This window comes from Bifidobacterium dolichotidis (assembly GCF_003951975.1).
GTDB lineage: Bacteria > Actinomycetota > Actinomycetes > Actinomycetales > Bifidobacteriaceae > Bifidobacterium > Bifidobacterium dolichotidis.
Map to the genome: position 1 here is coordinate 610,338 of NZ_QXGM01000002.1, position 14,183 is coordinate 624,520.

Annotated in this window: 9 protein-coding genes; 6 read left to right on the forward strand and 3 right to left on the reverse strand. The window is 51.1% G+C overall.

What is annotated here, in order from left to right; all coding sequences use genetic code 11:
- Positions 1-60: 60 nt before the first annotated feature.
- From D2E26_RS06370 to D2E26_RS06390, 5 genes are all read left to right on the forward strand, one after another.
- Complete coding sequence (locus tag D2E26_RS06370; protein ID WP_125963853.1) at positions 61-1,089, forward strand: LacI family DNA-binding transcriptional regulator; 1,029 nt, start codon at positions 61-63, stop codon at positions 1,087-1,089.
- A 419-nt stretch (positions 1,090-1,508) separates the two neighbouring features.
- Positions 1,509-2,810 carry an ABC transporter substrate-binding protein gene (locus D2E26_RS06375; RefSeq protein ID WP_125963854.1) on the forward strand — a complete coding sequence of 434 codons (1,302 nt, stop codon included), beginning with the start codon at positions 1,509-1,511 and terminating at the stop codon, positions 2,808-2,810.
- 308 nt (positions 2,811-3,118) lie between these two features.
- Positions 3,119-4,243 (forward strand): carbohydrate ABC transporter permease, encoded by a 1,125-nt coding sequence (locus tag D2E26_RS06380; protein WP_125963855.1) that lies wholly within the window; start codon positions 3,119-3,121, stop codon positions 4,241-4,243.
- A gap of 52 nt (positions 4,244-4,295) precedes the next feature.
- Positions 4,296-5,210: an ABC transporter permease subunit gene (locus D2E26_RS06385; protein WP_164515904.1), complete on the forward strand. Its 915-nt coding sequence runs from the start codon at positions 4,296-4,298 to the stop codon at positions 5,208-5,210.
- A 249-nt stretch (positions 5,211-5,459) separates the two neighbouring features.
- On the forward strand, positions 5,460-7,970 hold the full coding sequence (locus D2E26_RS06390; RefSeq protein ID WP_206432075.1) for a glycoside hydrolase family 94 protein: 2,511 nt from the start codon (positions 5,460-5,462) through the stop codon (positions 7,968-7,970).
- 28 nt (positions 7,971-7,998) lie between these two features.
- Here the strand turns inward: D2E26_RS06390 and D2E26_RS06395 are convergent, their stop codons facing one another.
- Together D2E26_RS06395 and D2E26_RS06400 are read right to left on the reverse strand one after the other, a co-directional pair.
- Complete coding sequence (locus tag D2E26_RS06395; RefSeq protein ID WP_125963857.1) at positions 7,999-10,797, reverse strand: ABC transporter permease; 2,799 nt, start codon at positions 10,795-10,797, stop codon at positions 7,999-8,001.
- Positions 10,798-10,904: 107 nt separating this feature from the next.
- Entirely contained in the window at positions 10,905-11,606 is a 702-nt protein-coding gene (locus D2E26_RS06400; RefSeq protein ID WP_125963858.1) for an ABC transporter ATP-binding protein, read from the reverse strand.
- 159 nt (positions 11,607-11,765) lie between these two features.
- Between D2E26_RS06400 and D2E26_RS06405 the strand changes: the two genes are divergently transcribed.
- Positions 11,766-13,319, forward strand: coding sequence for an amino acid permease (locus D2E26_RS06405; protein ID WP_125963859.1), 1,554 nt, complete (start codon positions 11,766-11,768; stop codon positions 13,317-13,319).
- On the opposite strand, the gene D2E26_RS06410 is transcribed toward D2E26_RS06405, so the two are convergent.
- Positions 13,228-14,166 (reverse strand): glycerophosphodiester phosphodiesterase, encoded by a 939-nt coding sequence (locus D2E26_RS06410; RefSeq protein WP_125963860.1) that lies wholly within the window; start codon positions 14,164-14,166, stop codon positions 13,228-13,230. The genes D2E26_RS06405 and D2E26_RS06410 overlap by 92 nt on opposite strands.
- Between the last annotated feature and the right edge of the window lie 17 nt (positions 14,167-14,183).

Consider the following 14,183-nt stretch of genomic DNA (forward strand, 5'->3'; position numbering starts at 1 on the left):
ATATAATAAATGACGCATAGTGGAAGCGCTTCCACTATTGGACTTTTAGAGGAGATGGCCATGACTACGGCACCGCGCAACGGAGCATCCCGTAGCGCCAAAGTTACGATCAAAGACGTTGCCAAGCTTGCGGGCGTGGCCATCTCTACTACTTCACGCGTGCTCAATGGTGGTACTGCGTCTGAAGCTACGCGCGCCAAAGTGCGTGAAGCGGCACGTCAGCTTAACTACATGCCTAATGCTGCTGCACGTCAGTTGCCAAGCGGACACAGCAATATTGTGGCGCTTGTTATTGATGAGCCAAGCACCTATCTGTTCCAGGATGACTACATTGTTTCCATTCTGGGTGAGCTCAGTCTTGCACTGTCCAACGTTGGCTTGCTCCCATTCTTGGCACTGGCCTCGCCAGAAGATAGCGAAAGTTTTAGGCGACTGCTAAGCCAATCAGGTGCAGCTGGCGTGATTGTGGCAAGTCTGCATGAAGGACACAACCTTGCCAAATTACTCACCGAATTTGGCAAACCTGCTGTATTCATTGGCCGTCCACCAACAGATATGCACTTCCCTTATGTGGATGTTGATAATTACGAAGGTGGCTTCCTTGCTGGTCAAGTACTACTAGAACGTGGATGCCGCAATATCGCTATTATTTCGGGTCCAAAAGATATGGTCACGCCTCGTGAACGCGCTGCGGGAACGCGTGAGGCTTTAGCCCAGCATGGACTCGAGCCAATTGCCGTACTTTCTGGTGATTACGAACTAGAAAATGGCGCCGCAGCAATGAAGCGCTTACTTCAAGATCATCCCGAAGTTGATGGCGTTGTTGCCCAGTCTGACAAGCTTGCTGCTGGCGTTATTCGTATTCTGTCTGAAGCTGGCAAAGAGATTCCAAACGATATTGCTGTTGTAGGCTTCGATAATTTGCAAGTGGCCCGACTGCTCAACCCACCACTCACCACAATTGAGCAGCCACTGACTATGGTGGCTCGAGGCGCTACGCGCATGCTCAAGAATCATCTCGATACCGGTGAATGGGATGTGCGTTCGCAAACATATCCAGTGCGTCTCGTCAAGCGCACAACGGCCTAAATACGAGCATTTTATTAAGCTGAATAGCTTCCGCATAAGGTATCCATACCTCAGTAATTCCGCCGTGTTCGCATACTGCTGTCCGCATACTGAACCCGTCTATTGGAAGCGATTCCAGCAGATAAATCGTTTTTGCAATCCATCGCACAAAAATTCTGTCAAGTTCTTAGATCAAACAATACCCCCGAAAATACCTACAAAATAGCCATATTTCAATCATCTTAGGATAGACACGCCGCGAATGGAACATCAATAACCCTGACGGTATCTTTGTCATACAAGGTGGAAACGTTTCCACCTCTATCCTCCACTAAGAAATCCTCAATGCAGAGGCAGGAGGGAGAGCTCCTGTTCATTAGTGCTGGATCATCCCCAAGAAGAGACATACATCGATGTATGGCTTTGAAAAGCGAGGAATCATGAAGAAAAGCAAAGCGGTATTCGCATCCGTGTTGACCATCGGACTCGTTGCTTCTCTAGCCGCCTGCGGCGGCTCGAACAACTCGTCGAGCTCGAACGGCCCAGTTACTCTTCGAATTCAAACGTTTAACAACCCAGGTTTTGCCAAGGCGACTTCGGAACGTCCTGGCGCTGATCTGTTCGCTAAGTACGAGAAAGAACATCCGAACGTCAAGATTGAAGAAACAGCTGCTGCTTCTTCAAACGATGCTCGTGCCGCTTTCAACACCGCAATTTCCACTGGTTCCAACGCTTACGACGTGTATCTGGTAGAAGTTGACTGGATGCCATCGATTATGGCAATGCCAGATAAATTCGTTGACCTGTCTAGCTATACGCAGGGTAATGATTGGCTCGATTGGGCCAAGGAAAACGCTACCGCTAACGGCAAGCTCGTTGGTGCTGCAACCGATATTGGTCCTGAAGCTGTTTGCTACCGCAGCGATCTGCTCGACAAAGCTGGTATTCCTTCTGATCCTAAGTCTGTAGCCGACTGGATTGGCGGCGAAAACGCTTCTTGGGATTCCTATTTCAAGGCTGGTCAAGAATATCATCAGAAGACTAATTTGCCGTTCTACGACACGATGGGCACTGAATGGCATTCGATGATTAACCAGGTGCAGTACTCGTATCTGAACAAGGACAACGAGATTATTGCTACTACGAATCCAAAGATCAAGGAAATGTACGACCAGCTCATGGCCACGCAAGACATGTCTGCTCATCTTTCGCAGTGGAGCGATGACTGGAACGCAGCATTCAAGGCTGATGACGGCTTCGCTACAGTGCTCTGCCCTGCATGGCTGCTCAACAACATCAAGGGCAATGCTGGTGACAACTTCAAGAACTGGCGCGTAGCCGATGCCTTCCCGAATAAGGGCAGCAACTGGGGCGGCTCGTATCTGGTTGTTCCAGAAGCTTCGGCCAATAAGGATGAAGCTGCTAAATTCGCAGCATGGCTGACGGCTCCAGAGCAGCAGACCGCTGTGTTTGAAGCTGCAAGCAACTATCCAAGCTCGGTGAAGGCCGAAAACAGCAAGGCCGTACAGACGAAGAAGGATGCCTACTTCGGCGATGAAGAAACCGGCAAGATCTTCGGTAACCGTGCTCAGGCTATTGATGTGGTGCCATACAAGGGCGGTGCTTACTTCGACATCCAAACCAAGATGGACGATGCACTCAACCGTGTGGATGTCACACACGAGCAAACTCCAGCACAAGCTTGGAAGCAATGGGTCGAAGACGTGAAGTCGCTGTCTTAACGGCTCATACCGTTTAAATCTCTCGACTCCATTGAATCTCTAAAATCCATTGAATCTCTGAACACTGTTTCTCTCCATTTCCAGAGATATATCGGGCCCGTCAGGATCTCCCGACCTCCGTCAGGACCTCTCCAACCTCCGTCAGGATCTCTCGATCTCCGTCAGGACTTCCCCGAGCACTGCCGGGCCCGATTTCTTATCACCTGAGTTCTTATCACACTCTTTTCCAACAACCGCATGTTTTCGCCAACGCCACTGCCATAGTCGCCAGAGTCATTACCACCGTGCGGAACACCTCAGGAGTAGTTATGACCACAACCCAAACGGCCGCAAAGCCTCGCACTAGCTGGGGCGCTAAGCTGGGCCAATTCGAATGGAAGGCCTCGCCATATTTGTATGTGGCCCCATTCTTTATCCTTTTCGCCATCGTGGGCATCTTCCCGCTGTTCTACACGATGTACATTGCCACGCGTCAATACAACACCCTCACTGGTGATGGCGGCGTTGCCGTCTGTGGCGCTACCTGCGGCAGCAACGAACCAAGTATCTGGGCCAATTTCGACTGGGTGCTGCATCAAAGTGCATTCTGGGTTGCTCTGCGCAACTCCTTCTCAATCTTCTTGCTGAGCACCGTACCTCAGATTATTTTGGCGCTGTTCCTCGCCTGGGTATTGAACGCCAATCTCAAAGCTAAGACGTTCTGGCGCATGGGCGTGCTGCTGCCATACGTGGTGGCTCCATCGGCTGCTGGCATTATTTTCTCGCAGATTTTCTCCGACAAAATGGGCGCCGTCAACACGATTATCACTGCTATGGGCGCTGCCGGAATTCCTTGGCATGCCAGCGCTTTCTGGTCACACATCGCTATTGCAACTATCGTGAACTTCCGCTGGACCGGCTACAACACCTTGCTGTTCTTGGCCGCTATGCAAGCCATTCCGAATGACGTGCTCGAAGCAGCCGTCGTAGACGGTGCTGGCAAATGGCGCACCTTCCGCTCCGTTATTCTGCCAATGCTGCGTCCAACGCTGATCTTCGTCATCATCACTTCCACAATCGGCGGCCTGCAGATCTTCGACGAGCCACAGATGTTCACAAACGGTACCTCGGGTTACGGCGGCCCAAGCCAGCAGTTCCTTACTGTTTCGCTGTATCTGTGGGATATGGGCTTCAACAAGGTCACTATTGGCCAGCCGAACTTAGGTCGAGCCGCTGCAGTCGCTTGGATTCTGTTCCTGATTATTGTGCTGCTCGCTGTTATCAACTACGCACTGACACAGCGCATGTCTTCGGGCAGTCGCACGAAGGTCAGCAAGCAGCAGCTTGCAGCATTCAAGGCCAAAGAAGACGCCGCATTTGAAATGGCAAAGCGTACGGGCGTAGAGGCCCAGAAGGCTTATCAGGCAAGGGAGGCCCTCCATGAGCACCACTGAATCAACATCAAGGTTCCACAAGACGCCGCCTGATTTAACGAATCAGTCTGATATGCGTCAGCTCGCTTCCCCAGCCCTCAGCCAGATGTTTGGCAAAGGTGTTGGCAAGGCCGCCCGCAGGCGCAGCAAACTCGCCGTTACCAGCGAAGGACGTCGCGCAGGCGCTGGCACCTATGCAATTCTGATCATTACGATTCTGGTCTTCCTAATCCCGCTCTACGTGGCATTTTCCATCGCTTCGCAAGACAGCACAGCCACACAGTACGGTTTGCCAGCCATGATTCCAGGTCACAGCCTGCTACGCAATCTTGGCCGTGCTTTCGCTGCCATGAGCTTCTGGAAGGCCCTAGCCGGCACATTCTTCGTGGCCACAGTTGTCTCGATTTCCACGGTGTTCTTCAGCACGCTGGCTGGTTACTCATTCGCGAAACTCCATTTCCGCGGCCGCAACGTTCTGTTTCTGCTTGTTATTGGCACGATGACGATTCCTCAGCAGCTTAGCGTTGTTCCGCTCTACATTATGGCGAACAAAGCCGGTCTGTTCGGCTCACTGTGGGCCGTTATTATTCCAGGTCTCGTCAGCGCATTCGGTGTGTTCTGGATGACGCAGTATCTGCAAGATGCATTGCCTTACGAACTCATTGAGGCTGCTCGTGTTGACGGCTGTTCTATGTTCCGCACGTTTATTTCGGTTGCGCTTCCAGCCGCTCGCCCAGCTGCTGCCATGTTGTTCCTGTTCACGTTCATCGGCCAGTGGACGAACTACTTCTGGCCAATGCTCATTCTGGGCCCAAACAAGAACAGCATGCTGACCGTAGCTGCCGCAACGCTGAAGGGTGCCTACTTCACCGACTACACCATCGTTATGTCCGGTGTTGTACTGACTACGCTGCCGCTCATTGTTCTGTTCTTCTTCGCCGGCAAGCAGCTCGTTTCGGGCATTATGGCCGGCGCCGTCAAGGGCTGAGCCCGTCGACCGTCCGTACAACTTAAGAAAGGAGCTTACCGATACCTTTTCAGGGCCGGAGGTCAACGAATCACGATCATCCGCAACCCTTCAGAACGTTAAGGGCGGGTTCTTACCCAGGGCCCGCCCATATCTCCCCTTTTTCTTCTTTTTATTGTTATTTCTGTGCTTAGGGCATGGCTTTTTGTTGCCTCATGCCTACCACTCTCGCTATTGAACTGCACATCGTTGTGCAGGAAAGGATCCATCATGGTGCAGTACGGGCACTTTGACGACGCCGCCAGAGAATATGTTATCGATACGCCAGCAACACCATTGCCTTGGATTAACTATCTAGGCAATGAAGCATTCTTCTCGCTTATTTCTAATACCGCTGGTGGGTATTCGTTTTACAAAGACGCCAAGCTGCGCCGTATTACGCGGTATCGCTACAACAATGTTCCACAAGATGAAGGTGCTCGTAACTACTATCTCTCACTCATGAGCGATGCCAGTGCAGAAGCCACACCAGTGGATTCCTGGTCGCCAACATTCTTGCCAATGAAAACACCACTGGATTCGTATCGTTGCCGCCACGGTTTGGGCTACACCGTTATCGAAGCTTCGCGTAAAGGCATCGAATCAGAATTCACGGCTTTTGTACCTATGGGTGCCCATGCAGAAATCAATATGCTGACCGTACGTAACACCACCGAAAAGCCTGTGGTTATTGATGTGACGGGATCCGTGGAATGGTGCTTGTGGAACGCTGTTGACGACTCAACGAACTTCCAGCGCAACCTTTCTACGGGCGAGGTAGAAGTCGAGCAGATGGCCGACGCAACGCTGCTGTACCACAAAACGGAGTTTAAAGAACGCCGAAATCACTACGCTTTCTTCAGCGTCAACGAGCCAACTATTGGCTTCGATACGGCTCGTGACATATTCCTCGGCAGGTTTAACGGCTGGGATTCGCCGGATGCAATTACGCAGGGACATGCGTTTAATTCCATTGCTTATGGCTGGTATCCGATGGCGGCTGCTCGCGTTCGACTGCAGCTGGATCCTGGAGATGCACGCACACTCGTGTTTATGACGGGTTATGTTGAGGTTCCTCAAGATCAGAAGTGGGAGGACGCCAGCGATCCTGCCAAAGTTGGCATTATTAATAAGCAGCCAGCACACGAACTGTTTGCACGGTTCAACACTATGGAAAAGGTCGAAGCGGCACTGCAGGAACTCAAGCAGTATTGGGATGGGCTGTTGTCTGGTTGGCAAGTGACTAGTGGTGATGAACGTCTCGATCGCATGGTCAACATCTGGAACCAGTACCAGTGCATGGTCACTTTCAATATGTCTCGTTCGGCTTCGTATTACGAGTCAGGCACGGGACGTGGCATGGGATTCCGCGACTCGAATCAAGATCTGCTCGGATTCGTGCATATTGTGCCTGCGCGTGCGCGTGAACGCATTCTTGATATTGCAGCAACGCAGCTGCCAGACGGCTCAGCATGGCATCAGTATCAACCGCTGACGAAGCTTGGCAATGCTGATATTGGTGGCGGTTTTAACGATGATCCGCTGTGGCTGGTGGCATCGGTGTTTGCTTATATTTGCGAAACTGGTGATGCTGCGATTCTGGCGGAACCTGTGCCATTTAATAACGAAGATGGCTCGGAACAGCCATTGCTTGAGCATTTGCGCAGATCCGTGCGCTTTACGATGTCACATCGTGGCCCTCATGGATTGCCACTTATCGGTCGTGCTGATTGGAACGATTGCCTGAATTTGAATTGCTTCTCGGCAACACCTGGCGAGAGCTTCCAAACTGTTGAAAATAACGATACGGGTATTGCTGAATCAGTCTTTATTGCAGGCATGTTTGTGCTCTATGGCGAGCAATACGCGCAATTGCTCGAGCATTGTGGTGCTTCGCAGTGCGGCATGACCGATGTATCCGTAGAAACCGAAGTGCACAACGTACGCAAGGCTGTAGCTGAAGTGCGCGAAGCTGCGCAAACGGCTGGCTGGGATGGTGACTGGTTTGTGCGCGCTTATGATGCCCATGGCAACAAAGTGGGCACAGCAGCAGACACTGAGGGTCGCATTTTTATTGAGCCTCAGGGCTTGTGCGTTATGGCTGGCATCGGCACCGACAATGGCAAAGCACAACGTGCGCTTGAGTCTACGAAACAGCTGCTGACTGGGCGTTGGGGCACGGCTATTTTGGCTCCTGCCTATTCGACATATCGCATCGAGCTCGGCGAGATTTCAACGTATCCGCGTGGATATAAGGAAAATGGCGGTATTTTCTGCCATAACAATCCTTGGATTTCGATTGCCAATGCGCTAGTCGGTAATGACGATGAAGCCTTTGCTATTTATGAGCGCACGTGCCCTTCGTATGTGGAACCGTATTCCGATATTCATATGACCGAGCCATATGTGTATTGCCAGATGGTTGCTGGTCCTGAGTCTCCAACGCCTGGTCAGGGTAAAAACTCATGGCTTACGGGTACTGCTGCGTGGACGTTCGTCAACGTATCTCAGTATCTGCTCGGTGTGAAGCCAACGCTCGATGGCCTACTCGTAGAACCGCATATGCCAGAACGCTTTACCGAGTTCACAATCACTCGTCGTTGGCGCGGCACTGAATACGTGATTCACGTGAAACATACTGGCGAGCGCTCAATGCTGATTAACGGTCAGGCAGCAGAAGGCTTTATCGTGCCGCAAGCTGCTGCTGGTGTGAACCATGTGCAAGTAGACGTAACCTTCTGATCGCTCTCCCGTGTTTGGCCCCGTTATGTCACTCAACTGATTTGAGTGAGGTAACGGGGTCAACGCGGTCGAGTACTGGATTCACAAATAGTTGCACAATCAGGGCAAACAGCATTGTCGCTGCAACAGCAAAGACATAGCTCCACGGCGAAATCCAGACTTCGAAATACATGCCTGGCATATTGAGTGCACTCGTCAGCATGCCGCTAATCCACCAGCCCAGTGGCAGACCGAGCACAATGCCCATAATCGTAATAATGCGCATCTCACGATTGACATAGTGGTGCACTTCCCTATCGGTAAAGCCCAGCACTTTCAGCGTGGCAATTTCGCGCAGTCGTTCCGACACATTCGTATTGGCCAGCGTAAATAGCACGACGAGTGCCAGCGCACCAGCCAAAGAAGTAATCAGAATAACAATTGCAAACATCAGATCGAACTTGAAGCGTGCAGCTTGGTCTGCGGCACTTGCTGCAGAAAGCACAGCATGGTCTTCACCGAGCTCTTCTGCGAGCTGTGCGGCGCGTGCATTCGAAACATTGAGATCGGCATACACCGCATTCCATTCCGGACCTTCATCGGCTCTATTAGCATCGTTCTTGACGTAATGCTGTTCATAGAACTGCTGCGACATATAAACGTCAGCGCCAATCAGATTGCGCACAACCTCATCCACATGTGCTTGCTGTGGTTTACCTGATCCGACTTGCAGATCCACGGTGGAACCCGCATGCACATTGAGATTCTGTACACCAGAACGCGTTGCAATAACGCCATTGTTGCTCAACACCGCAGACGCACATGCATGCGTGCCACAAGATTCTGGACGCAACTCAAACATATCGGCAAAGGTCTGCTCTTGACCTTCAGGCACAACCACAATTTGCACGAGCGTGCTCATGCCATCGTGCTCTAACGTGCCTGATTCCACATGTGCATTCATTGACTTCGTAACTTCATGAGAGTCGCGCAGTTCATCAAGCACATGCGTTTCTGAAGCAACAACGGCCAAATCGTAGCGATAGACGCCTTGGAATTGCTCGCCGCCCAAACGATTGACCGTGTCGTTAATAGCAAGACCGCAAATAATCAGTGCTGTGCAGCCGGCAACACCGCCTAACGTCATAATGAGCCTTGATTTGAAGCGGAAAATGTTGCGCGCAGTCACTTTGTTCAAGAAGTTCATGCGCTTCCACACAGGCTTAATATGCTCAAGCAAAATACGCATTCCTGCTTTTGGCGCCTTTGGTCGCATTAATACAGCAGGCATAAGGCGTGCTTCGCGCACCACAGCCACAGCAGCGGCCACACCAAGCCCCACCGTAAACAGCAGCACGCCGGCCGAGCCCACAAGCCAATCGTAATGTAATCCCACATCTGGAATTGCATACAAGCCCTTAATCACCACAAGCAGGAACGCTGGAATACCCAGGAAACCGGCGAGCAGACCGAGTCCACCGCCAATAAGACCAGCAAGCACTGCAAACGCCAAATATCGTGCCAGAATTGAGCCGCCACCATAGCCAAGGCCCAAATACGTACCCATAAATCCGCGGTCTTCTTCAACGAGCCTCGTCATCGTTGTCAGGCTCATCATAACGGCCACAATCAGGAACACAATCGGGAATGCGTTACCGATTTTCTCAATCGAACTAATATCCGAATCGAGCGAAGAGACGCCACTTAATGCCGCACGTGTTTGCACATACCAAGTGCCGGGTTTAATCGCATCGATTTTGCTTTGTTCTTCAGCAAAGCGTTGCTCAACTTGTTCTTTTGCCTCGCGTTCCACCTGTTCCTGAACCTGTTGAGGTAGTTCTGCATTCGCGACTGCTCCAGCTGTTCCAGCCGCAGTTGTTCCAGCCGCAGCTGCCGCAGCACCTCCTTGTGCGGCCATTTGTGCAGCCATTTGCTGCTGCATCTGTGCTCGAGCCTGATCCAAGGCCTGCTGCGTCGCCTGATTAATAACTTGCTGTTTCGCTTCATCAAGCTTGTGCTGCGCATCTTGCTTCAACGAATCGGCGCGCGCTTGCTCGCGTTCTGTCTTTACATCGCCCTCGATGCGATCGCGCACTACATCAACGGCATCGTCATAAGCATCGGAGAACGAATCCAGCGATTTCGCACCATCCACGGTCAGCGACAGCGCTGTATAAGCCTCGCCACCAATGCCATCGGCTGTTACATAAATTGGCAAAGCAGTATTCGCCGTAGCACGGAACGAGCTCTTCGCTCTATAACCATCAGGATTCGCTAAATCATCAGCTGGCAATACCTCACCCACAATTGTGAGCGTTTTAGGGATTCCAGTTACAGCAGCACCATCAGGCACCTCAATCTGCATCGTATCGCCGATTTTAAGGCCTGTTTTCTGCATAAACGTGCCCGTAACAGCGGCCTCACCCGATGTATCTGGTAATCGTCCGGCTTGCAACGACGGCTGATCCATGCCGTTTTGGCCAATCACATGCACAACCGCTGTTTTGCTTGCCCCTTTGGCTTCAACAGTTACATTCTGACTTCGTTCAGGCTGCACTTGTGCCACACCGGGCACTTCCTCAACAGCCCGCACATCGTTCTCATCGAGACCTTGCGTCGAGATAATTTGAAGATCGTGCAAGCCTTGCTCTTTGTAGTAACGATCAGCTGCAAGGAACGAATCTCGACATCCTGCATAGATTCCCGTAAGCACAGCCACGCCGAGCATGGCAATAATCATCAACGATAAGAACGGTTTTATTGCATGCTTCCAGGTGCGCAAGGTGTCACGCCAGTAGGCAGCGTTAAACACTGTGGCGCCCGCATGCTTGTGCTTGTGCCGTGCCATTTCCGCTCCTTTCGCCTGCTTTGGTGAGGAACGGTACGTTCGGTTGTTCAGAAATAAAATATTAATTTTTCAAATTACAACATAACCAAACGTCCCGCTGGAACTACTTACCATTCGATTTGAGCGACGTTAGTTGGTGAGCTGTTGAATTCTTGACTCATGACTTTGCCGGAACGGAAGCGCACGAGTGAATCGGCCATCGGAGCCACAGCAGCGTTGTGCGTAATAATGACCACAGTCATACCCTGTTCGCGGCTAATGCGCTGTAGTAACGCCAGAACTTCTTTGCCCGTTTCGTAATCGAGTGCGCCTGTTGGCTCATCACAAAGCAATAACTTTGGCTTCTTAGCAATTGCACGTGCAATCGAAACGCGCTGCTGCTCACCGCCTGAAAGCTGCGCTGGGAAGTTATTCACGCGCGCTCCAAGCCCCACTTGTTCAAGCATGTCTGCAGCTTCAAAGTGGTCTGGGCAAATCTGCGCGGCCAGTTCTACATTCTCAAGCGCTGTCAGATTTGGGATCAGATTGTAAAACTGGAACACAAAGCCAATGTCATTGCGGCGATACCCAATCAAGCCCTTGTGATTAAGCGCCGTAATATCCCGATCACCAACAATTACTTTGCCTGACGTGGCCGTATCCATGCCGCCCAAAATGTTCAGAGCGGTTGTTTTACCAGCACCAGACTGGCCTAGAATCACAGTCAACTTGCCACGTTCTGCCGTAAAAGTGGCGCCATCAAGTGCGCGCACGGCACCCTCGCCAGAAGAGTATTCTTTGACCACATCGTCAAACTCAATGAATGCCATAATTCCACCCCCGTCGCGTACCCCCTTCAAAAATCCTATCATTTCAAGCTTCCGAGTAGTGGGCAATTTATGCGCTTTGAGACCATTCAAGTAGCTACCACCCGTAGAATTGCCATAGCGCCGTTATTTCTTAACCAAACCGGCGCGGGGAGAGTCACTATGACGCGAGAAGAAGAACAAGAGCAGTCCGTCCGCGCCGTTGTGGATACGCCTGCCAATATTGCCCCTGCAGTGGGCCCCGAAAATTCAGAACAACCTGGCACTCCAGGTCTGAAACGATCGCTCAAAAACCGTCATATTCAGCTCATTGCGCTTGGCGGCGCTATCGGTACAGGCCTGTTCTATGGTTCCAGCGAATCAATTAGTCTCGCTGGTCCTTCGATTCTGTTGGCCTACATCATTGGCGGCCTCGCTATTTTCATGATTGTGCGTGCACTCAGTGAAATGAGCGTTGAAGATCCACAAGCTGGCGCATTCAGCTACTACGCAAGCCAGTATTGGTCCAAGCGAGCTGGATTCATTAGCGGATGGAACTACTGGTTCAACTACATTCTCGTTTCTATGGTTGAGTTGGCTGTTGTCGGTTCATTCGTCAACTATTGGTTCCCGAATATTCCGGCTTGGGTTTCGGCCGTATTCTTCTTAATCGTTATTACCGCGCTGAATTTGATTGGCGTTAGTGAGTTCGGCGAGGCCGAGTTCTGGTTTGCGTTGATCAAAATAATCGCCGTCATCGCCATGATTATTGGCGGTCTCATTATTGTGGTCTGCTCACTGCACACCGAGTTAGGTATTCCGGCGAGCTTCAGTAATTGGTTCACTATTGATGGTGGATTTATGCCTCACGGGCTTATGGAACATTCCGCAGATGGCCGCTGGACGGGCTTACTGATGGCTCTGGTCGTTGTCATGTTCTCATTCGGAGGCACTGAACTTATTGGTATTACTGCAGGTGAGACCGAGGATCCGAAGCGCACAATTCCAAAGGCTACGAATGGCATTATGTGGCGTATTCTCGTGTTCTACGTCGCAGCTCTGGGTGTCATTATGGCTGTGGTGCCATGGGATCAAATCGATGGCAAGATGAGCCCATTTGTGCAAATCTTTGATTCTGTTGGTGTACGCGTAGCCGCTGGCATTCTGAACTTTGTGTGTTTAACCGCTGTTATGAGCGTCTACAATTCTGGCCTCTATGCCAATTCGCGTATGCTCTATGCACTCGCTCATCAGGGCAATGCACCACGTTTCTTAGGCCGTACAAGTAAGCGCGGTGTACCAGTTGCTGGCGTGCTGACGTCGGCAGTTATTACGGCTTTTGCTTGCGTCGTTGTGTTCCTGTGGCCAGACTTTGCATTCAACTATTTAATGTCGATTGCAACGATTGCCGCCTTTATTAACTGGACGATGGTGCTCATCACCGAATGGAAGTTCCGCCGTCTTGTGGAAGCAGGCAAGGGTCCAGGCCATCTTAAGGGCTTAAAGGGTCGTGAAGCTGTGCAAGCACTGACGTTCCGCGTACCTGGCGGTCATATTTCGTCAGTTTGCGTTATTGCGTTTATGTGCATGATTGTGGTGCTCATGGGATTCTCCCCGAGTTACCGCATTGCACTGATCGCAGGCGTTATTTGGCTTGCTGTGCTCTTTGGAGCCTATGCGTGCGTATCTGGTCTGCATAATGATGCGCCAGCGGAACAACAAGCGGAGAATCAGTAATCACACCATCTACGCCTGCCATGTAGTCGCGCTCAATGTTGATCTTCTTCTTGAGCGTCCAAGTCCAGACTTCCTTATTGTGCTCATGGATTTTCTCTACATTGGCAGGCGTAGCCATATGCTTGGCGATTGCCATAGAATCCAGATAATCATCCTTCAGATTGGCTACGAGCACGCTGTGCCTGCCAACAAGCAGCTGCTTATACATGCGTGGCATCAAGCCATCGAGCCTGCTCAAAATGCCTGGATAGAACGACTGCACTTCCACATGGCTTACCACTTGTGGATACTGAGCCAATAAATTACGGAACGACAATGCGCTGGCATCTGGTTCCTTGAACTCAATCAAGTAGTACAGCGAGTTACCGAACTCATCGAAGAGTTCGCTTAAACGGTGCATATATTCGCCGTTCCTCATGCGAATGCCATCGAGTTCTGTACTCGTCAGCTCATCCACACGGCGATCAAGTCCCGTATCGGCCTTAATTGTGGCATCGTGGCTGATGTAGTAGACACCATCTTTGCTCGTGCGAATATCGAGCTCAACCTGTGGGCAGCCCTTTTCCTTTGCTGCTTCAAAAGCCTCAAAAGAATTTGGCACAACGCTATAGTTCTCAACAAAACCGCGGTGTGCAAACATTGGTTCGCGATGGTTTTTATCAAGCGGAACATCAAGCTTCTTAGACACTGCATCAGTCACATGCGTCATGCCCTGCGCCGATGCGGAGGTACGAGCTTCGGCTATTGGCGTCGTCTTCATACGATGTGATGCATGGATAAGAACTGGAATTGCAAGACCAATAACACACAGAATTGCAATTAACGATGCCCACCAACGACGCAGCATACAACCTCCGAACTCCT